The following is a 19,852-nucleotide window of genomic DNA, read 5'->3' on the forward strand; positions in this document are numbered from 1 at the left end:
ATTTGTGATTACATTGCCTGAGGGTTCAGCGGCTGGAGTGTTTTGTTCCGCGGTTATAATGCTCTGTCCCGCGTTTACGACATTTGGTTCCGCGGTCAAAGCGCTTGGTCCAGCGGCTGAGGTGCTTGATTCAGCGGTCAGAGTGCTTCGTGCCGCGATGGGGGGCTTTGTCTGGCGTTCTCAGTATTGGCTAAAGTTCATGTAGCCCGGTTCGGCTTTCGCAGTACTTTGTTCGGCTCTCGTTGTGCTTGCTTCGGCTTTCGCGGCACTCGGTTCGGCTTTCACGGCGCCCAGTTCGGCATTCACGTTTCCCTGTCCCTCGTTCAGAACATTTAAGGTCGCAGCACGTTGCCCCGCAAAACAGGTTATTTCGCCCGGCCCCATCACCCCCAAACCTGCTGCACCAACAAATACCCCCCACTAAACAGCAGCAACACATATGTCAACAACCGAAACAATCGCTGATTAATCCGCTTAAACAACAACTGCCCCAATACCAATCCAACGATGACTAGTGGAAGCCCCGCCAAACTCGATACCCAAATCTCCCTCGATGTCCCTGCAAAAATCACCTGAATAACTAAACTCACAAAATAAACGAACAGATAAAATGCCAGTGTTGTCCCACGCAATTTTTCCTTCGTTGTATTTGTTCCGGAAAAATAAAGTAGAATAGGTGGCCCAGGCATACCTATACTGGTAGTCAATGCACCGGAGAACCCTCCCACAGTAAAATCCCGACTTCTCGTTTGGGCAATGCGAAAACGGAGGATAAGCACCAACGTAAGCACCAAAATAATGATGCTTACCCCAAGTTTCAGCAGCGTCATATCCATGAGCAAAAATACGGAGATACCTATTGGCAGTCCAGCTATGCTCCCAAGTATAAACCGTTTCAGCACCCCCATATCAATATCTTTTCTAATTTTCATGATTAGTGCGATTGAGATAACTAGAGACAAAATTAAATTAATTTGCACCGCTTCACGAGGCTCGAATAGCAATAATAAAAATGGGGTGGCTACAATCGAAAAGCCGAATCCAGTACTGGTTTGAAGAATGGAAGCAACTAAAATGATGAATATAAATAAAATGAATGATTCCAATGAACACACCTGCAATCTATCGTTATGCAGTTAATCGTAACACAAAAAGAAATGCCCGAGAATGAATCCCGGACATTCGCAAAAATCTATTCTTCAATAACCCCACAAGCAATGCGATCACCAGCATCACCCGATGGCTGAGATATATAGTCATCTCCCCCGGAATGAATCATAAGCGCAGTCCCTCCGTCAGCATATAATGAATTATCCTGACCTTTTTCCAGTGTAACCATGTCTGCCGTTACTTCTTCCTCAACTGTTCCATCTTCGCTCACTTCAATATTTGGCAAGTCCCCCGCATGCGGACCATCCGGATCGTCGAAACCGTGATTAGCATCTGTCGGGTTAAAGTGCCCTCCTGCAGATTCAAAACCGCCAGCTTGTTCACAAGATGGATTTTCATGAATATGGAAGCCAAGTGTACCCGCTGGTAAATCAGTTCCTTCAAGCTCAATCGCAACGCCCGATTCACCTTCTGTTAGAGTCGCGGTTGCTACAACATCACCATCATTATTACTTAGTGAAACAAGCTTCTCCTCTTCTTCCATAGCACTAGTTTGTTCAGCTTCTTCTTCCGTACTTTCCGTGTTTTCTTCGCTTGTCTGTTCTTCCTGATCTTGATTGTCTTGTTGCTGGTTGTCCTGTTCCTCTTGATTTCCACCACAAGCAGTCATGACAACGGCCAAGGCCAGAACGAAAATAATCATTATCCAACGCTTCATTTAGCATTTTCTCCCTTCAAGGTTAGTTATTTACATTTTTTACGTAATAGGAGAAGTTTAAACCTTTTTTGTGAAAATTGCCTTTTTTAGATGGAAGGAAAAGATAATAAAGCAATTATAATCAAACCAACAATCTGCTATAATTTAATAAAGACGGTGTTGTTATGTCAGAACAGCAAAACAATAAACCCAAACGAAAATATGGTTGGGTTTATTAATGGGCAAAGATGACCGGTGAGCGGGCAATGATTGATGCAAAACAAATAACACGTATGTTGTATACGAAAAAATGGGGAACTTATAAAGAAATATCCCGTTGGTAAAATTATTCCTTTTACTCAGTTAAATGAAAACTTTGCTCAATCAAATTATAAATTTCGCCTTCTTGATCAATACGTTCTAAAACAATCGAAATCCAATGTTCCTTATCCATATGATATCCAGGTAAAATAGTTTTTCCATCTCTTAAGCCGTCACTTATTTCAGGGGGACATTTTAGATTCAAAACATCTATTTCGTCATTTCCATCTAATCCTATTTTCTCCGGGAGAACATTCATTATAAGACCATACCATTTTTTGTTAGATTCATGTCTCAACGCAGCATAACTTGGAAATTTATCCCACAGATAATCAGGCGATGTACCGTAGTTTTCTTTGACATGCTTAAATATATCTTCTCTTGTTAACATACGGAATCATTCCTCCAACTATCTAAATAGACGCCCGTATTTGCCAAACTAAATGGGTCAAGGAGCGCCTTACCCTATTGGAAATGATAATCCCACAGAATTATCATAACTTCCTTTTTTCTTACCCCAATTTCCTTCATATCAAACAATCTAGGCCGACAACACAGCTTCACCCTTTTGAGCCAGATCCCAAAACTTCATACCCTTAGCGATCCACGGAACCCTCTAGCACCATAGTAAGAGGACGCACCGTTATGATACACAAAGACATGCCCGTACCGGTAATCGCAAAAAAGGGCACCACCGAGTTCTCTAATATCAGAAGGGGTTTGCACCCAACTCGACGTTTTCAAATCGAAATTATCAAGTTGCTGCAACGCTCGATATTGTTTTTCTGTTAAAAGTTCAATTCCCATGGCAGTTGCCATATCAATAGCGTTATTCTCTGGTTTATGTTTTTTCCTTGATTCCAGCCCTGCAAGGTCGTAGCAAACACTTCTGCGACCTTTAGGACTCTCCGCTGAACAATCATTAAAAATGTATTTGTCCTCACTTTCATCAAACCCGACAACATCCGGCTCACCGAAAGTTTTCTCCATCTCATGGAGCGACCATAGTTTCTCTGGATTCGTATCTAGCTTTGCTTGGACTTTAGCCCATTCAAGATCTTTATGGCGGTTCATATTTTCTTCAAAACGGGTTTTCAATGTACTGAGTAATTCTTCACGCTGTTCTGGTGATAGTTCCTTTATATTCTTTGTCATGTTTGTTTCCACCTTATTGTTTTTTACTCATTCTTCACTTATTGTCAACAACAGACTCAAATGTAATCATCTGATTTGCTTCATTTGGATATCGTCCATACTCATAATCCGCTGAAATTACGATATCTTTAAACCCAACTTGCTCAAGCAGCATTTTAAATTCTTCAACTCCATACCAACGAAGCGGGAATTGTTCTAATTCGGTTTGTATGAGCACACCGTTACGCCATTTTTCATATCGGTTGTGAGTTAGGGTGTGCTAATTGATATAGTCAGCTTCGACTATTTTACTTTCTAATGTGATCATATCACCATTCTCGGATTCCCATGTTCTTGTTGATACGATGTCCGTAGCTAAATCAGTTTGCAAAAAGGTATCTATAACTATAATAACCTAACATGCATTCATCTCCTTGTTTTCAATTGCTTGAATTCGGGTGTCTGTTTGATTTTGTCAAAAAAATCATTTTTAGCTTCCCTATAGTCCTCCATCGATTCCGCTTCAAATTGTCGTTTCAAATTATCATACTCAACTCTGTATGGATCATTTTGCAGCAAAGCATCTCGAAACTTCCAGAAAAAATCAAATTCTGAACCGATCAAGTTAAGTTGAATACCTAGGGGCGGATTAGTTAGATCACTTTTAAATGCTCTGAACTCACTTGTCTTTATACTGCCTTCATTTGATTCATATAATGTAGAAAGTGCCTCAACAGCTTGGGGAAACTGTCCCGTGGAAATACGAACTTGTATATCTAAATCACCCTTTGTAAGGCTATTTGGTATCGCAGTACTACCGACATGCTGTACATCTACGTTTGGAATAATTTCTTTAATCCGTTCCTTTTGAAAGAGGAATGTTTTCTCCGCGTCATGATTGAATATTTGTTGATTATAAAAGTTTACTTGTTCCATAGGGTATGGGGTCCCCCTTCACATTTAAGCTTTGATACCAAGCCAAGGCTTTGCTTTTAATCTCTAATAGTCTCGAAGTGCTCCCCCTAATCATGATCAATCTAGTTTAAGAAAAAATCACAACAACTTTGACATGTAATACTCATCAACAAATTCACCGTCAATGAATAAAGAATGCCTTTTTGTCCCTTCAATTTCAAACCCTATTTTTTTATATAGCGATACCCCTGCTTCGTTCCGGGTAACAACTGTTAATTCTAAACGATGTATATTATGGTTCGAGGCCCATTGTTCCAAATCTTTAAATAACCTTTTTCCTATCCCTTGTCCCCTGTAATCTTTTGAAATACCAATAACAATGTAAGCTGCGTGTTTATTTCTTTTTGCATTGCCGCCAATAACCAGCAGATATCCTACTAATTCATTGTTATCATTTTCAGCCACAAATATAGTAGAGTTCTCGCTTTCCCCAATACGCTCTATCATCTTTTCTTGTTGCTCGGGTGGAATGTTTCTCTCCCCTGCCTCCCAAAGCATATATTCGGAACTTGCCTCAACTTGAGAAGTAAGTTGGGCAAATTTTTCTGAATCAGAAGTGTCTATTTCTCTAGTTATCAAATTAATCTCCCTCTCTTAGATGCGTGAACCTCTCCAACTAAATATATTTAATCGTTTTGGGAAGACCTGTGGCAAAATTTACAATTTCAATAGCTGGTCCTTTCATGTTGTACTTCCTTTCTCGATTCGGCGTGTTATTATATCTAACTATAAACTTCTAGAAGCGCCTTTACAATCCCTTCAGAAAGGCAAATTTTTGAAGGCGCATAAATCAATAAGTATTAACTATCACTCATGATTATAAACCGACATTATTATTATCGAAAAATTTCATGTAAACTAAAAGCAGTTACCAAGTAGGTGGCGAAAGGAGCTGATTACATTGACGATCAATTTCCATAATCCAGATAACAAAGACAGTTACTCCACCCGAAAGGCAGATATTAGTTGGCGTGATACGATCAGAAAGATGGTCGATATGCAGGATATTCATGATGCAGTGGATGTAGGTTGTGGAGGGGTATCTATTCAAGAGCCTTAGCTGATATGGGAGTTGCTGCTGTGACTGGTGTTGATTTTTCAAGAGCGATGATTGAGGAGGCCAGGGCCAGTTCAAGCGATTACAAACAAATAAATTTTCAAGTTGGCACTGCGTACGATACAACATTAAAGAATAGCTCATTTGATTTCCTATTGGAGCGTGCACTCATTCATCATTTGGAAGATTTACCTTCGTGTTTTGCAGAGGCATTCCGGATATTAAGAAATCAGGGAACCATCCTTATCCAAGATAGGGCCCCCTCTGACTGCCTGCTAGAAGGAAGCTATGATCACATTAGAGGGTATTTCTTTTCCCAATTCCCTCACTTAGCTGAGCTCGAAGTGAAAAGAAGATATCCAAGTGACATTGTTGTAAGGGAGTTAAAAGAGGCTGGGTTCACTGACATTCAGGAAGTAAAACGATGGGAGATCAGAAAAACATATCCCTCCAAAGAAGAATTGCTGGCAGACATACGTTCAAGACACGGACGATCCATCCTGCATGAATTAGACGATATAGAATTAGAACAGCTTATTGATTTTATTGACGTTGAGCTGAACGGGGAAACTACTATTGTTGAAAAAGACCGCTGGACGATATGGAAGGCTTTGAAGTGCTAGAATTTCTTCTATCACCAGACACATTCAGCTTGAAATCTAAAAACTTTTGCTTAAATGTTTTTCGAGATCATCCCTATCAATCTCCTACTTAACCTTCGCCACACCCAAAGCCAGATGCTCCCACAAAATATTTTCTACTAACTCAGCCCGCTCTTCCTCACAATCAACAATAAGAATGACCTCCGGATGTTTTCCTTTTAAAAGTCTTTTTCGCTTCTTAAAAACTTTCTCCGTTAACAGTCTGATTGCGACTCCTAAAACAAATCCAATCAAAGCGAAGATTAACCCCCAATAAATAGGACCCCAAGCCAATTCAAAGCCGATGCTGGTTCCGGCAACAGCAAAGGCCGTAGCAAGTGCTGTCCCTATATCAATCAGTGATGTACCATCAGAAGTATGAAGGCTATCAAACAACCTGCGCTCTTCCATTCGATTATCAAGGGGCACCGCAAAGATGCTTTCTTTTTTAACACCCCTTTTTTCCAGTGTGGCAATAGCCAGCTCTAAATAAATATTATTATCAAATATGGAGTATAACTGCATGTTTATCACTTCACTTTTCGCCCTTTTAGAAGTTGAAAATCGGGATGCTGGTAATTTTCCTTTAAAAAACGCCGTTGTTCTTTCTCAAAAATTTTATTGTTTTCCACGGTATTCACATAAGCATCATAAATGGAAAATCCATAAATGGAAGGCAACATGAGCAGATGTTCTCCACTCAAAACGGAAGTTGCCTGACCAACATCTCCAACAACCAAAAGCTGGGCAGCTTCAAGGAAATTTGATAAATAAAAGAAGATAACAACCCAGGTAATAACAAAAAATGATGTAATGATTCTGTGTATATAGAGTTGGCCCAGCCCTGGTGCAACTGCTGACCAAAATGCTGCCATCATGGGGCTTCTTTTATCTAAGTAATTAATTTCCAGTGTTCCCATGCTAAATATATTGAAGCGATGTTCTTCAAGGTCGGCCAATAGATAGATTTTGTTCATATCTACTGTTGTTCGATGACTATCCCAAATTCCAAAAAAGTACACGGGCAAATAGACTAAAAGCCATCTAGTATCTAGTACATTAGTAGCCATATCAAAGTTACCCTGCCATGTATATATAATTGCTTGATTAACGTTCGCTGCCAAATTAACAATAACTTCCCAAATAAATAAAACAAACCCGCGAATGTATTTCGATAAAAGTAGGTGACCAAACCCGGGATAAGCCGCACTCCACCATGCAACAATAGAGGGGCTTCTTAAATGAATATACGTGGTACCAAGCACACTGACATATGCAGTATAGCGTCTAGCTGTATTATCAGGTACGTAATTATCCATTTAATAGCCCTCCCATTTTTCTACTTTTACTAGGATTTCCTTTTTATGGGCGTTTTATACTATATTTGCCATCTATCTAGTGAATGGAAGTTAATAGAGTTCAGGGAAGGAAAGCGCGGGGACCGGTTTTTTTGCATCTTAGTGCGTTTGAAAACAGACGAAATCAAAAATTAACAAACGATGAAAAGGAATTACTAAAATAGGTAGTCAAGGGGCTTGCTTGGGGTTAAAATGAAAAAAAGTCTAATCTAGGAAATTAGGTGCAGGATGAATAACTTATCTAATGCCTTGCTAGTTGAAGCCTATCATCAAGCAAAGGCATTACATTTAGCTCCAGATTTTATTGAGCTAAGTCAACTACCCACCACTTATCGACCTTTCAGTCCGATTGAAGTGGGGGGCTTAAAAAAAGCCTTTAGTTGTCTAGCCTTAGTCTTCATTGACTACGTTGGTTTGGTTATCACACCCTCGGATGATACCCTAGTCCGTTGCTCTGTGCAGGTGTTTAATGCATAATAAAAGTACAGAGTCATCGCCCTCCACATTCCTTGAGGTGGGAGACTTCTTTCGGAGAGCTGTTAAAAAAGGAAATGAAGCAACGCGCTTTGTTATAGATAGATAATATAAAAAAGCCTAATTTCCCTCTAGATGAGAAATTAGGCTTTTTTAAATCGACTGATAATAAAATAATTTACATTCTCTCAGATGACTAGGCTTTATTATTCTACAGATAGGACTTCCCATTGGACACTATCAACAGTAATGGTATTTAACTCATCACTCATTGCGTTAGCTTCTGCGAAAGTATCAAATGTTTTATCGCTGTTAGTACCTGAATGCTGAAGTACTTGAGACGGCTTTGTATTATTAGAAATTAACTTAATTAATTTATAGGGCATTGGAATCTACGCCCCCCTCTCTTTGTCCAATCTTAACATTATTTCATAATTATGCAATCATAAACTTTTCAAAATTGAGGCATAAGGGGGGAGGGCATTATCCTAAAATGAAAATGCCCATTAATTAGCTATTCTGTCTATTACTTACTTTTTTCACAAGCTCTACTACACCTTTTGTCCCTAGAGACTTAAAGGTAGTAAATGCCATCGTATGGTACCACTTCCACCATTTATTCCATTTGAGTAAATTAGTTTTCTTTTCTATTAAATATTCAAGGAAAGTCGTTGGGACTGTAAAGACAAGCAATTTCAAAAGGATCGTCTTTGGCTTATCTTTATCCGTCCATTGGTTGAAAAAAACGGTAAATGTAGGGTATACAAGAAAGTCAAATAGCACATTTGACTTAAATACTTTTGGAACGTAACGAACAGGATATTGAAGTACTTTATACGATGCAAGCACATTATCAATTATTCCATTGGAAATTCCATTAAATAAATAAGCCAGTAACCAATCTTTTATTGACCGTCTTTTTCTTGACAATAAAATTAGTAAACTGATTAATGAGAAAATCATCGATCCGCGCAACATGATTTTCTCGACCTTATTCCCTTTCACAAAAACACCCTTTCACCCTTTCTTCGTACCCATAGGATGCTTCACGAAAAAAGAATTATTCATCTATGTGTTTGAATTGGAGGTTATTTACATACAACGCGATTGTTTGTACATACTAAACCCAATCTAAACTTTAAAGAAAGGAGTATTTAATGATGGAACAGAATATACCTCTAACATCTTCTGAGATTGGTGCCCTCTGGACAGGATATATGCATGATAGTATGTCTACGATTATCTTAAGCTTTATGCTGAAACATATTGATGATCCGGAAATAAAACCTGTTGTTCAATATGCATATGATCTTTCCTCCAGTCATCTGGAAACATTAGAGTCCATATTCAAAAATGAAAATTATGCCATTCCAAACGGATTTACGGAACAAGATGTAAATATGAATGCTCCATGGCTTTTTACGGACGTATTTTGTTTAACCTATGTGAATCACATGGCAAGGGTGGGCTTACTAGAATACGGTGGTTTTTTAGCTATTAGTTACAGGGAAGATATACGTGATTATTTTTCGCAGGGTGTAAATGAAGTTACCAATCTCTATAATCAGTCGCTTGAAATCGCCCTTCGTAAAGGCGTAAATGCAAGACATCCATATATTGAAGTCCCTAAAGAAACAGATAACGTGGACAATAAAAAATATTTAAGTGGCTTAAATCCATTTAGTGACAAGCGACCACTAAATGCAGTTGAAATCTCTCACCTATATTTAAATATAATGACAAATTCAATAGGAACGAAAATGTGCCTTACCTTTGCTCAAACTTCTCCCTTAAAAGAGATACAGGATTTTATGCTTCGAGGAAACGAAGTCTCAAATAAACATATTAAAATTTTCACGGATACGCTAATGGAAAATGATATTCAGACCCCGGACGTGACTGATGTAGCTATAAGTGAATCGACAACACCAACATTTTCGGATAAATTGATGATGTTTCTTATGACCTTGTTGATGTCCGCAGGCATAGGGAACTATGCGACTGCCGGAGCTGCTAGTCAACGAAGTGATTTGATGATCAATTATCAACGCTTATCGCTTGAGGTTTCCAAATTGGCAAAAAGCGGGGCCGATATTATGATTAAGCACAACTGGTTAGAACAACCGCCAGGCACGAAAGATCGAAAAAAGTTAGCTAAGAATAAAGAAAAAAGCTGATCGCAATCGGCTTTTTTCTTATAATCATTTGTAATAAGATTCATGTTCTGCTCTTTCTTTTGTCACTAACCATTTAAGAAAATTTTTCTCTTTAGCTGTAAGTGGTCTTCTCAATCCCTCCTCAAATTCCTTAGATAAAGCGTTATATCGGGCCTGGTAGTTTTTCTTTTGATTCATATGTCCCCCCAATTCGTGATTAACGTTTAATTCTGACTATGTAAGTATAGATTCCAACTACTCAATCAAAATTTTACCATAATAATCCATTTTGAAAAATGGGACCTTGGGAAGTACATGAGCGATTCTCCTGCTCCCACATGATGCAAAAGAATCATATCCATACTTCCTAAAAATAGGCAATTATACTTTGTTATAACCTGGGGATTATTAAGATGAGGTGATTATATGGATGAAGAAGATTTAAAACTTACGTCTTCTGAAATCGGGACATTGCGGATGGAGTATGTGAATGGAACGTCAACTGATATTGTAAACAAGTATATGTTATCCATTGTAGAGGACGAAGAGATAAGAGCCCTTTTCGAGGATGCTATACAGACATATGATAAACAAAAGAATCAAATCACAACATTTCTTGAGAATGAAGGGTTCCCGGTTCCAATCGGGTTTACGGAATCAGACCTTAATAAGGGTGCAAAAAGGTTATTCACGGACATATTCTGCCTGCACTATTTGCATATAATAACCTCCCACGGGTTATTAGGGCATACCACATCGTTCGGTGCTGCTTTACGAAAGGATTTAAGAGACTTTTATGATTCCTGTGATAATGATGGGAAGAGAATGTACCATCAAACAATTGAATTATTGCTTGAAAAGGGACATTACCAAAGGGACCCATACTTTTATCCAGAGGGACATCCTGAATTTATTTCGGGCTCACAGTTTTTAGATGGATTTTTTGGAGATCAACGCCCAATAGCAGCCACCGAAATCATTAGTCTTTCGTTTAATATCAAAAAGAAAGTACTGGAGAAGTCTCTTTCCATTGGGTTTAGCCAAGTGACACAATCAAAAGAGGTACGGAAATTTTTGAAATCCGCACAGAATACCGCAGACAAGCAAATTCAATCATTGTCTCAAATACTTAAAAAAGATAACTTACCTGTTCCTATGTCTTGGGAATCTGAAGTCACAACATCCCGGAATTCCCCTTTTTCAGATAAGTTAATGTTATTTCACATTGGTTTTTTATTGCAGACCGCACAGGCTTATCACGGATCAGGACTTGCATCATCTATGCGAAAAGACCTCGTAATGACTTATGAAAAAATCATATTAAAAAACATGACGGTTACAAAAGAATGGTTCAATTTAATGACAACGAATAAATGGCTTGAACAACCACCACTTGCCCCGAATAGGAAAGAAATTGCGAAAGACAAATAGCTAGTGAACATCTTCTATTTATAGGAGATGTTTTTAATTGCTACCCTTCAACCTACTATAATAAAGAACCTTTATCAGAGTAAACAACTTTTTCATCAGAAGCCTGTATACAAGCTTCGACGTAGTGGGACAATAACGCTTACAAGTGATACTTACTGACCCGACCAATGAGCTTGGGTATTATAGCCGAGTGATTCTATCCGGACATTCATAAAAGGTGGTGCCATCAATGCAACCTACTAAATCTACAGAAGATTACCGCAGCATCATCGCCTCCGTCAGTCCGTCCATGATCAACAATATCGACATAAGGAAACCCGCAGTGATCGCGTGGTGGTCTGCCTCCTTTCCCGGTTTCGGACATTTGATCCTGGGCAATTATTTCATCGGATTTATTCTTCTGATTCATGAAGCTGTGATTAATGCACTTAGCGGTTTAAATGCAGCCATCTATTATTCGTTTGTCGGTGAATTCGAACAAGCGATGCTATCGATCGATACAACCTGGCTGTTAGCATACGTCCCCCCTTATATCTTTGCAATCTGGAACAGCTATCAACGGGCTAAACAGCTGAATGAAGATTATCTGATTGCCCGCCAAAAAGGTTTTGAAATATATTCCAACAACGTGCCATTATTTGGTTTTAACAGAATGGAAGAGAAAAAACCATATGTCGCCGTTTTTTGGTCGCTATTGGCTCCGGGACTTGGCCATATCTATATAAACAGGATTCTTGTCTATCTAGTGGTTCCTTTACTCGTTCTTATCATGTATAATTCTGAGCTGCTTCCAGCCGTCCATTATACGATGACCTTAGACTTTGAATCAGCCCGAAACGTAGCGAATCCTCAATGGTTATTGAACCTCCCTTCGATTTATGGATTTATGGCTTATGATGCATATGTAAAAACGGTAGAGTACAACAAATTATACAAACAGTATCAACAGCGCTACTTGGAAAAAACATATCAACACCATCATTTTCAAATGCCAATTTAATGGAAAGGGAGGGAACACCATGTATGTCGTTGCTTCTTTTAAGCTAAACAAAAATTTGGAGAGGGTCATCGCAGAATTGGAATATCTCGACATCAGCAGAAAAAATATCCTCGCTCTCCCATTGGCGAAAACAGTGGAACAAGAAACACAAACAAGTTACCATCAGAGGTCATTTGAAATTATGCCCATACTGGGGACGATCATCATGCTATTCGGTACGATTTACGGATTTGTTTTACAATGGGGACCTATTCTTTGGGGGCTCATCGGATTAGGCATAGGAGTGCTCATCGGCGGTGTGATCGATCTGCTCAGAATCAAAAGAACGAGAAAAAAAGGAATACATAAACAAAATGATACATTAACGGAAGTGTTTCTCCTGGTTCATTGTTCGAATAAAGACCAGGCTCATCAAGTAAAAGGAGTCATTTGGAAATGGTCTCCAGCCGGGGTCGCAACCTATAAAAATCAAACGGAGGGCAGTAGCAATGATCACGATTGATTGGATTCTATTTCTCATGAATGCGCTAGTCGTAGTGAGCTTATCCCTTATCCTCAGTGTCTTATATATTGTCATTTTTGCCAGACCTCTCATCAAATGGATATTCGGTCGACTGATGAAACGATTCATGTCTAAAAAATATGAAGAAAACCTGTGGGAGTTGATCTCCGGCATGACACGGGTGAGTCCAAATACCATTATGGAAAACAGTCTGCGGTCCACTTCAGGAACAATTATCAACCGCCCCTTTGGCAGTCCTCGTAATTTCCATCACTTTGACGGGCTTGTTTTTTCACCTGCTCAGCTATCAAAGCCACCCGCAAGCGCTAGTGAACCTATAAATATGAAGACTACGATTGGCCCTAATGCAAAGCAACCGCTCGTCATTGATATCCCGCTGATGGCTGGCGGGATGGCGTATGGAATTGCACTCAGCGGAAAGGTAAAAAGAGCAATTGCAAAGGCCACGGCCGCGACAGGAACCGCTACCAATTCGGGAGAAGGCGCATACTTTCCGGAAGAAAGAGAGCTAGCGGAACATTTCATCTTGCAGTACGCACCCGGGAACTGGTCGAAGTCCCCGGAAATTCTCAGCCAAGCCGATGCGATTGAAATTCATGCCGGCCAAGGGGCTTCAGCTGCTTCTACATCCAGCATTCCCCCTAAAGACTTGCCCGGCGACATACAGGAAATATTTCATCTATCCCCCGGGGAAACGCTAGAGATCCCCCCGTTTGAAGAGCTCAAGGAACCGGATGGCCTAAAAAATATGGTGGATAGGCTTCGAGCGGAGACGAATGGAGTTCCCATTGGTGTAAAAATGGTAGCAGGCGGTGAATTGGAAGCGGATTTAAAAATTGCGATAGTTGCTGGAGTCGATTTTATCGCTATAGACGGCGGTCAAGCCGGCACGAAAGGGGACGCACCGATTTTCGAAGACGATTTTGGCCTACCAACGATATACGCCCTCGCCCGTGCTGCAAAATATTTACGAGAGAAAGGCGTCAAAAGTAAAATCAGCCTGCTTGTTGGCGGAGGCTTGAATACACCTGGGGAATGTTTAAAAGCCATAGCATTAGGTGCAGATGCCGTCTTTATGGGAACCGCATTGATCTGGGCGATGTCCCATGATCAAGTCACCAAATCATTGCCCTGGGATGCTCCTACATCACTTGTTTTCTATGGAAAAGAGAGGGCGAAAAAGTTTGATGAAGAAAAAGCCAGTTACTATCTAGAAAACTTTATAAAATCATGCAATCAAGAAATGGAAGCGGCGATTCACGCGTTGGGTAAACACTCTATCCAAGAAGTGAACTCTCAAGATCTAGTCGCGCTCGATGAGTTAACTAGCAAGATCACAAACGTGCCACTTGGGTATGAGAGGAATGAGGATGACATATCGTAAGCCTTCTCGTGGGGGCATTGATGTGTATACCCTGGCGAGGTGCTGTCTCCCGGTTTGGGGTTGCTCTCTCCCGATTTCCCGTCTGTGCCTCCCGTTTCTGCTGTATCCTCTCCCGGTTTGAAGTGGCTCTCTCCCGATTTCCTGTCTGTGTCTCCCGTTTCTTTTGTATCCTCTCCCGTTTGAAGTGGCTCTCTCCCGTCTTGGCGTCTGATATCATGGGACCGATTATCCTGCTTTCTTATGGAACAAAACCGTCCACATATTCCCTTCAATTTGACAATAATTATTCTATTTTTGACAATTATTATTGTCAAATTGATTATTATCATATATGCTACCATTATTAGATTGAAAGAATTGCAGGTGATGGTCTTTGAAAAGTCGCTTAAAGGAGCTTCGGGCACGTGATGGCTATAACCAAACACAGCTAGCGAAACACGCAAGGATATCCAGACAAACAATAAGTTTAATCGAACGTGGGGAGTATATGCCCTCCCTATTAATTGCCGTGCGTATTGCACATATTTTTAATGAGCCTGTTGAAAATGTATTTAGCTTTGAGGAGGAGGAGTTATAAATGAAATCAATATTACGTCAACTTTTTAGCGCATGTGTTGGATTTTTTACTGTGTATGGATTGATGAGTTTTTCATCTCCATTATGCAGGAGAGATAGCTGTCATCAGCCTAATTGCAATCTCAATTATCCTAATAGCAATGAGTATTTTTCGGTATCAACAGATTAAATCACTAAACAAGCAAAATTTTAGCGGTGAGGAAGAAGATGGCGTTGAGAATAGAAAGTATAAGATGTTTTCCGATTATGCTTTATGTACCCATGTCAGTTTCGTTTTTTCCATTCTTGCGCTTAGTTTAAGTCTTATTGTCACTCAAAATGTGATAATGATTATTGTATCAGTCATCGTACTCATCATTACTTTTTTCTTAGGGAATTACATGTCGCATTTTGCGCAACTCGTATATCCAGAGCGTACAGTTACACCAAGTACTTCTAAACCGGATGCTGAATCGGTACTTGATGTTGCAGATGATGGTGAAAAATATGTCATTTTGGATGGATTATTTAAATCACAAAGCTTATTAAACTTTTCCCTTTTCTTTGCTATTGCATTCTCTGTAACCTACTCCATTACTACAAACGATTCAGAGATTTTTTCGATTATCCTTATGGCAATTGTATTGCTAGTCGTTAATGTAAAATATCAGCTAGTGGTGCGGAATAAATAGAAAGGAAGCACAGGGACGTTCTCCACGCTTCCTCTTTTAACTTCGAATCTCTTTCCGAAATGCATAAGAAAAGAGTAAGGAGATGAAAATAGCTCCGCCGATGATATTACCGATACTTGCAGGGATCAGATTAAACCATAAATATTCATACCATGCATAGTTATCGGATGTGAAGAGACCGAGGCTGAAATAGCCCATATTTGCTGCGCTGTGCTGAAAGTTACCTGCCACAAAAAGGATGACAGGTAAGGCTGTTCCCAATATTTTGCCGACCATATCTCTGGCTGCTGTTGTTAGAAAAGCAGCCATGCCGATGAGCCAATTAGCGATGATACCCGATAAAACTACTTGAAACCAGCCGATCCAGCCATTCTCGGCAAATTTCATTTTATTTCCCAGAAGTGTTTCAAGCTCTTTGGTGAACTCAGGTGTCATAGAATTTGAACCGATTATTAATAAAGCAACAAACAGTGCACCTACAATGTTGCCGATATAGGTTGCAGACCAGAATTTGACGTATTTGTGTTTCTTCCAATAGGACTTTTGTAAATAATAGGTTGGCAAAAGCACATTCACTTCGGTAAACAAAACTGCTCCTGATATAAATACCATAAGATAACCTGTTGTAAAACCAATTCCCTCCAACAGATAAGTCAGTCCTTTAGCATCAATGCCAATGGCAAGCAACACGGAAAAAACAGCCCCAAAGGTCATGAATGATCCGGCTGTTAAAGATAGAGTGAACTGGGATGGCATATTTTTGTCAAGGTGTTCTTTCCCTTTCTCACCGAACGACTCCATAACCTGTGACGGAAGAAAATACTGTCTTTTAGGTTCCTTTGGGGTACTATTGGATTGGTTGGAAAATTCCCGGGTTTTATTATCTGCCATCAGATCCCTCCTATTTGTTTACGCTAGTATTGACGATAAAGTAATATCGTTTTTAATTCATACTTCGCGCGCTATTATAGTATATTTATTTTTCACATTCCAATGAAAACAATGGCAGGAAAGTATTTAACCCTACATATTTTACATTTCATTACAAAGAATAACCAGCAAGAAGTTTATAAAATGGAGGTTTTTACTTGGAACAGGAAAAACAAATAAGGCTGACATCAGCAGAATTATCACAGCTTGTTTCTCAATATATGGAAGATAGTGCAAGTGTATGTGCGCTAAGCTATTTCCTGGAGCATGTCGAGGATACGGAAATAAAACCTATCATTGAACATGCTTTGAAATTATCCCAGGTACATGTACAAAAAGTAGATGGCATTTACAGAGGAAAAGCATAAAGTCCCTCATGGCTTTAAGTGGAGGATGATGTCAATTTAACTGCGCCGAGATTATATGCTGATAGCTTTGCATTATCGTTTATACAGCAAATGGCCGGGATAGGACTTACAGCATATGCAGCTAGCTTGTCCTTTGCTGTAAGAACAGAGGTTACCGCACACTATAAAGAATGTCTATCAGAGACGATGGAATTGTACGAGATGTCAAAGGATTTATTATTATCAAAGGGGTTATATCTCAGACCACCATCTCTGCCCACTCTCGATGAAGTTGACTTTGTCAAAAAACAAGGCTTTATTTGGGACATTTTAGGTAAGAAAAGACCTTTAATCGGTACGGAAGTGGCTGTGCTTTTTGATAACATCCAAAGAAATGCTTTCGGGACAGCTGTTTTAACTGGTTTTAGTCAAGTTGCCCAATCAAAGGAAGTTACAAAATTCATTCTAAGATGTATAGAAGTCGGTAAAAAGCATATTACATTATTTAGTGATAAATTAAAGGAAAGCGATCTGCCCGTACCTATGACATGGGATACAGATGTAACAACTAGTACAACATATACATTTTCAGATAAATTAATGATGTATTATACAAGTTCTTTGATCACGTTAAGTGTTGGCTATTATGGTACAGGTATTGCTCAAAGCCCGAGAATGGATTTGGGTGCCATGTATAACAGATTATCCCTTGAGATACAGAAGCTTTCAGAGGACGGGGCTAATATCATGATTGAAAATAAATGGTTAGAAAAGCCTCCTATGGCGACCAATCGTAAAGATTTAGCAAAAGGCCAATGGGATTAAGGTGGTTCAGGCGAAATTATATGGCAAATAAAAACGCAATCGAAAAGCTTTTATGGAATATTGCTTTATCGGGCTTTGGGCAATTGTTAAATGGGAAATATCTGAAAGGATTTCTATTGATTTTTCTGGAGTTTTTGGTCAATGTCCAAGGAAGTATAAACCTCATTATTATTTCCAGTTTTTTAGGGAACATTGAAATAGCAATTGAACAGGCTAACTATCAATGGGTTATGTTTTATCCTTGTCTATACTTTTTTGCAATATGGGATGCTTTTAAAGATGCAGGTGGAGGAAGGAAACCGTACGCCTTTTTACCGTTTGTATTTTCAGCCTATTTTATGACTGTAGGGGTAATCTACTCGTCTACGTTGACGTTATTTGGAGTGTTGATCGGGCCTGTCTGGTTTCCCATAATAAGCATCATTCCAGGATTGCTTATAGGATTTTTATTACAAGGAATTCTAAGAAAAAAGCTGACTCTATCGTGATTGCTTTTTCTTCGTTCGTAAATAACCCGAGTGGTGAGGTCCACCCGGGTTCCTATATGGTTCATTATTTACCCTTTTTGACTTCCACATCGCTAATATATCATCTACATCATTTTAACTACCCTTTCTAAACGTGCCCGGTTGTACCGTTGAAGTATAATAATAGGTACATTAACAAGGACGGCATAAGCAATCATAATCCAGCCTGCCCATGGTGGATTCCATAGAAAAAACAAAATTGCTGGCGGAATACAAAGCCAATGGGTCAATTCAGCTCTACGGGATTCAAGTATAAATGTTACTAGAAAAGACCTGTCTTTCTTAGAAAGTTCACGCTTCTCAAAGCCTTGTTTGAACAACTTTGCACCATCGGGAACAACTGATTTCCATTTTTTCACCCGAAAATGCTTTTGCCAGAATTGCCCCCCTTGTTCCCAGGCTTGTATAGAATATAGGAAAGAATTTTTTTCAAACCAGCGAATAGGCATTTTTAACGTTAACCATGATATGCCAAGATGAAAAAATCCCCAAACGATAATATCAATAATGACCGTCCATGTATTGGATAATTCGATAATCTGCATACCGCTACCCTCACCTATACCTTAATATTACGATCGCGCCACCGGACCGAATGTCGTACATTTGTTAAAAAGAATGACCAGGCGAAAAGGATTGTAAAAAATAGTAGCAGAAATGGAAATACGAGAAAAGGAATGAAATGAAAATTACCTGTTCTTCGAGCTAAAAGGAAAAACTGTATCATATAACCCAAATAACCAATCATTCCAATGATCGACCAAAACAAAGAATCAGTGATGATCACTGTAATTAGAAGCGGTATCGCTACAAATCCACCACTTATCCAACAAATAATAAGTGTCATTACCAGCGGATGAGTGGATTGAGAAGCAGTGGCGAAGTTCTTCGTCCACCCTTCCACTAATTGCCTAATCCCCTCTGGATACATTTGAAAATCAATTAGGCCACGGCCGCCATAACAACGAACAGGCAATCCCATTTTCTCCATTGCTTCACCGAGCGCAAAATCATCCATTACTGCCCCGCGAATCTTTTCATGACCTCCAGCAGCAAAATAATCTTCTTTTGAAGTTAAAATACAAGGACCAAACGAACCAGCGCTTTTCAATTTATTACCTAAAGGGGTAAAAACATTCATACCAGCCATTACAATAATATTAAATATAGAAGAAAGATTTTCATAGCTGTGTTTAATAGTATGGTAAGGTTGAAGCGAAAGTATCCCCCGGCCCCCAACATCTTGATATGCTGCAATTAAGCGATGTAAACTATCTTCCTTCTTAAAGCGTGTATCAGCATCTAAAAATAATAAATAATTGCCACGCGCCATTTTTGCCCCGCTCCAGCATGCAGCTAATTTACCTATCCATCCCTCTTCTAATGTTCTATTTTCAATAATTGTGACAGCGTCATAAGCGTCCGCAACCAATACCGTTTCGTCTGTTGAATCATCATCAACAACAATAATCTCATAATTTCTCCAGTTTTGCTTTACAATAGAGTCCAGCAAGGGCTTTAACCTTGCTTGCTCATTACGAGCGGGCACGATAACAGAAACAAACGAGTCGGCTGATACATTCGTTGATTTACCCCCTAAATGCGGAACTTTCCACAACATTAAATAACCGCTTAACCATCCAATAACAATTATAATGACACTAATCGTCAATAACCATGTAAGCATACGTGTCCTCCTAACAAATTTTTACACT

At 39.4% G+C, this 19,852-nt stretch carries 27 protein-coding genes and 1 pseudogene; 12 read left to right on the plus strand and 16 right to left on the minus strand.

The annotated features are described in order from the left end of the window. Positions 1-180 precede the first annotated feature (180 nt). From KFZ58_RS17555 to KFZ58_RS17590, 8 genes are all read right to left on the minus strand, one after another. On the minus strand, positions 181-384 hold the full coding sequence (locus KFZ58_RS17555; protein ID WP_235792572.1) for a hypothetical protein: 204 nt from the start codon (positions 382-384) through the stop codon (positions 181-183). Then, the gene (locus tag KFZ58_RS17560; RefSeq protein WP_235792573.1) at positions 384-1,106 is read right to left on the minus strand and encodes a sulfite exporter TauE/SafE family protein; all 723 of its coding nucleotides are present in this window, start codon (positions 1,104-1,106) and stop codon (positions 384-386) included. Before KFZ58_RS17560 ends, KFZ58_RS17555 begins: the two co-directional genes overlap by 1 nt. 86 nt (positions 1,107-1,192) lie before the next feature. Beyond that, positions 1,193-1,828 (minus strand): superoxide dismutase family protein, encoded by a 636-nt coding sequence (locus KFZ58_RS17565; RefSeq protein ID WP_235792574.1) that lies wholly within the window; start codon positions 1,826-1,828, stop codon positions 1,193-1,195. Between the two features lie 334 nt (positions 1,829-2,162). Then, positions 2,163-2,519, minus strand: a complete 357-nt coding sequence (locus KFZ58_RS17570) for an MmcQ/YjbR family DNA-binding protein (protein ID WP_235792575.1) — start codon at positions 2,517-2,519, stop codon at positions 2,163-2,165. Positions 2,520-2,716: 197 nt separating this feature from the next. Next, a complete protein-coding gene (locus KFZ58_RS17575; protein ID WP_235792576.1) occupies positions 2,717-3,283 on the minus strand; it encodes a DUF4256 domain-containing protein in 567 nt (188 codons plus the stop codon). A gap of 34 nt (positions 3,284-3,317) precedes the next feature. Then, positions 3,318-3,500: a hypothetical protein gene (locus KFZ58_RS17580; RefSeq protein ID WP_235792577.1), complete on the minus strand. Its 183-nt coding sequence runs from the start codon at positions 3,498-3,500 to the stop codon at positions 3,318-3,320. Positions 3,501-3,688: 188 nt separating this feature from the next. Then, on the minus strand, positions 3,689-4,198 hold the full coding sequence (locus KFZ58_RS17585) for a GrpB family protein (protein ID WP_235792578.1): 510 nt from the start codon (positions 4,196-4,198) through the stop codon (positions 3,689-3,691). Between the two features lie 117 nt (positions 4,199-4,315). After that, complete coding sequence (locus tag KFZ58_RS17590) at positions 4,316-4,816, minus strand: GNAT family N-acetyltransferase (protein ID WP_235792579.1); 501 nt, start codon at positions 4,814-4,816, stop codon at positions 4,316-4,318. A gap of 322 nt (positions 4,817-5,138) precedes the next feature. Here KFZ58_RS17590 and KFZ58_RS19420 point away from each other — a divergent pair, with 322 nt between their 5' ends. Beyond that, on the plus strand, positions 5,139-5,297 hold the full coding sequence (locus KFZ58_RS19420) for a hypothetical protein (RefSeq protein WP_370642335.1): 159 nt from the start codon (positions 5,139-5,141) through the stop codon (positions 5,295-5,297). Positions 5,298-5,302: 5 nt separating this feature from the next. Continuing rightward, positions 5,303-5,917 (plus strand): methyltransferase domain-containing protein, encoded by a 615-nt coding sequence (locus KFZ58_RS17595; RefSeq protein WP_370642336.1) that lies wholly within the window; start codon positions 5,303-5,305, stop codon positions 5,915-5,917. Positions 5,918-6,001: 84 nt separating this feature from the next. Here KFZ58_RS17595 and KFZ58_RS17600 read toward each other — a convergent pair whose 3' ends face one another. After that, positions 6,002-6,460 carry a hypothetical protein gene (locus tag KFZ58_RS17600; protein WP_235794775.1) on the minus strand — a complete coding sequence of 153 codons (459 nt, stop codon included), beginning with the start codon at positions 6,458-6,460 and terminating at the stop codon, positions 6,002-6,004. A gap of 5 nt (positions 6,461-6,465) precedes the next feature. After that, positions 6,466-7,254, minus strand: coding sequence for a hypothetical protein (locus KFZ58_RS17605; protein ID WP_235792580.1), 789 nt, complete (start codon positions 7,252-7,254; stop codon positions 6,466-6,468). Between the two features lie 267 nt (positions 7,255-7,521). Here KFZ58_RS17605 and KFZ58_RS17610 point away from each other — a divergent pair, with 267 nt between their 5' ends. Continuing rightward, positions 7,522-7,770: a sporulation histidine kinase inhibitor Sda gene (locus KFZ58_RS17610; RefSeq protein ID WP_235792581.1), complete on the plus strand. Its 249-nt coding sequence runs from the start codon at positions 7,522-7,524 to the stop codon at positions 7,768-7,770. Positions 7,771-7,973: 203 nt separating this feature from the next. Here the strand turns inward: KFZ58_RS17610 and KFZ58_RS17615 are convergent, their stop codons facing one another. Next, on the minus strand, positions 7,974-8,153 hold the full coding sequence (locus tag KFZ58_RS17615) for a hypothetical protein (RefSeq protein ID WP_235792582.1): 180 nt from the start codon (positions 8,151-8,153) through the stop codon (positions 7,974-7,976). Between the two features lie 124 nt (positions 8,154-8,277). After that, positions 8,278-8,772, minus strand: coding sequence for a CBO0543 family protein (locus KFZ58_RS17620; RefSeq protein WP_235792583.1), 495 nt, complete (start codon positions 8,770-8,772; stop codon positions 8,278-8,280). Between the two features lie 152 nt (positions 8,773-8,924). Here KFZ58_RS17620 and KFZ58_RS17625 point away from each other — a divergent pair, with 152 nt between their 5' ends. Further along, the gene (locus KFZ58_RS17625) at positions 8,925-9,944 is read left to right on the plus strand and encodes a DUF3231 family protein (RefSeq protein WP_235792584.1); all 1,020 of its coding nucleotides are present in this window, start codon (positions 8,925-8,927) and stop codon (positions 9,942-9,944) included. Positions 9,945-9,968: 24 nt separating this feature from the next. Here the strand turns inward: KFZ58_RS17625 and KFZ58_RS17630 are convergent, their stop codons facing one another. Continuing rightward, positions 9,969-10,121 (minus strand): hypothetical protein, encoded by a 153-nt coding sequence (locus KFZ58_RS17630; protein WP_235792585.1) that lies wholly within the window; start codon positions 10,119-10,121, stop codon positions 9,969-9,971. A 228-nt stretch (positions 10,122-10,349) separates the two neighbouring features. On the opposite strand from KFZ58_RS17630, the gene KFZ58_RS17635 reads away from it, so the two are divergent. The 6 genes from KFZ58_RS17635 to KFZ58_RS17660 all read left to right on the plus strand — a co-directional run bounded on the left by KFZ58_RS17635 (position 10,350) and on the right by KFZ58_RS17660 (position 15,508). Then, on the plus strand, positions 10,350-11,354 hold the full coding sequence (locus KFZ58_RS17635; RefSeq protein WP_235792586.1) for a DUF3231 family protein: 1,005 nt from the start codon (positions 10,350-10,352) through the stop codon (positions 11,352-11,354). Between the two features lie 229 nt (positions 11,355-11,583). Beyond that, complete coding sequence (locus KFZ58_RS17640) at positions 11,584-12,354, plus strand: hypothetical protein (protein WP_235792587.1); 771 nt, start codon at positions 11,584-11,586, stop codon at positions 12,352-12,354. Positions 12,355-12,373: 19 nt separating this feature from the next. Beyond that, positions 12,374-12,856, plus strand: a complete 483-nt coding sequence (locus tag KFZ58_RS17645; RefSeq protein WP_235792588.1) for a hypothetical protein — start codon at positions 12,374-12,376, stop codon at positions 12,854-12,856. Between the two features lie 172 nt (positions 12,857-13,028). Beyond that, positions 13,029-14,261, plus strand: coding sequence for an FMN-binding glutamate synthase family protein (locus KFZ58_RS17650; RefSeq protein WP_235792589.1), 1,233 nt, complete (start codon positions 13,029-13,031; stop codon positions 14,259-14,261). A 373-nt stretch (positions 14,262-14,634) separates the two neighbouring features. Beyond that, the gene (locus tag KFZ58_RS17655; protein ID WP_235792590.1) at positions 14,635-14,838 is read left to right on the plus strand and encodes a helix-turn-helix transcriptional regulator; all 204 of its coding nucleotides are present in this window, start codon (positions 14,635-14,637) and stop codon (positions 14,836-14,838) included. Between the two features lie 118 nt (positions 14,839-14,956). After that, positions 14,957-15,508 carry a DUF3169 family protein gene (locus KFZ58_RS17660; protein WP_502654447.1) on the plus strand — a complete coding sequence of 184 codons (552 nt, stop codon included), beginning with the start codon at positions 14,957-14,959 and terminating at the stop codon, positions 15,506-15,508. A gap of 36 nt (positions 15,509-15,544) precedes the next feature. On the opposite strand, the gene KFZ58_RS17665 is transcribed toward KFZ58_RS17660, so the two are convergent. Beyond that, positions 15,545-16,399 (minus strand): formate/nitrite transporter family protein, encoded by an 855-nt coding sequence (locus KFZ58_RS17665; protein WP_235792592.1) that lies wholly within the window; start codon positions 16,397-16,399, stop codon positions 15,545-15,547. 197 nt (positions 16,400-16,596) lie between these two features. Between KFZ58_RS17665 and KFZ58_RS19450 the strand changes: the two are divergent. Both KFZ58_RS19450 and KFZ58_RS17680 read left to right on the plus strand, forming a co-directional pair. After that, a pseudogene (locus KFZ58_RS19450) lies at positions 16,597-17,610 on the plus strand (DUF3231 family protein). Positions 17,611-17,630: 20 nt separating this feature from the next. Then, positions 17,631-18,098 (plus strand): hypothetical protein, encoded by a 468-nt coding sequence (locus KFZ58_RS17680; protein WP_235792593.1) that lies wholly within the window; start codon positions 17,631-17,633, stop codon positions 18,096-18,098. A 104-nt stretch (positions 18,099-18,202) separates the two neighbouring features. Here the strand turns inward: KFZ58_RS17680 and KFZ58_RS17685 are convergent, their stop codons facing one another. Beyond that, complete coding sequence (locus KFZ58_RS17685) at positions 18,203-18,682, minus strand: glycosyl-4,4'-diaponeurosporenoate acyltransferase CrtO family protein (RefSeq protein ID WP_235792594.1); 480 nt, start codon at positions 18,680-18,682, stop codon at positions 18,203-18,205. A gap of 14 nt (positions 18,683-18,696) precedes the next feature. Further along, positions 18,697-19,824, minus strand: coding sequence for a glycosyltransferase family 2 protein (locus KFZ58_RS17690; protein WP_235792595.1), 1,128 nt, complete (start codon positions 19,822-19,824; stop codon positions 18,697-18,699). Positions 19,825-19,852: the final 28 nt, after the last annotated feature.

Source organism: Virgibacillus sp. NKC19-16, assembly GCF_021560035.1.
Classification (GTDB): domain Bacteria; phylum Bacillota; class Bacilli; order Bacillales; family Amphibacillaceae; genus Virgibacillus_L; species Virgibacillus_L salidurans.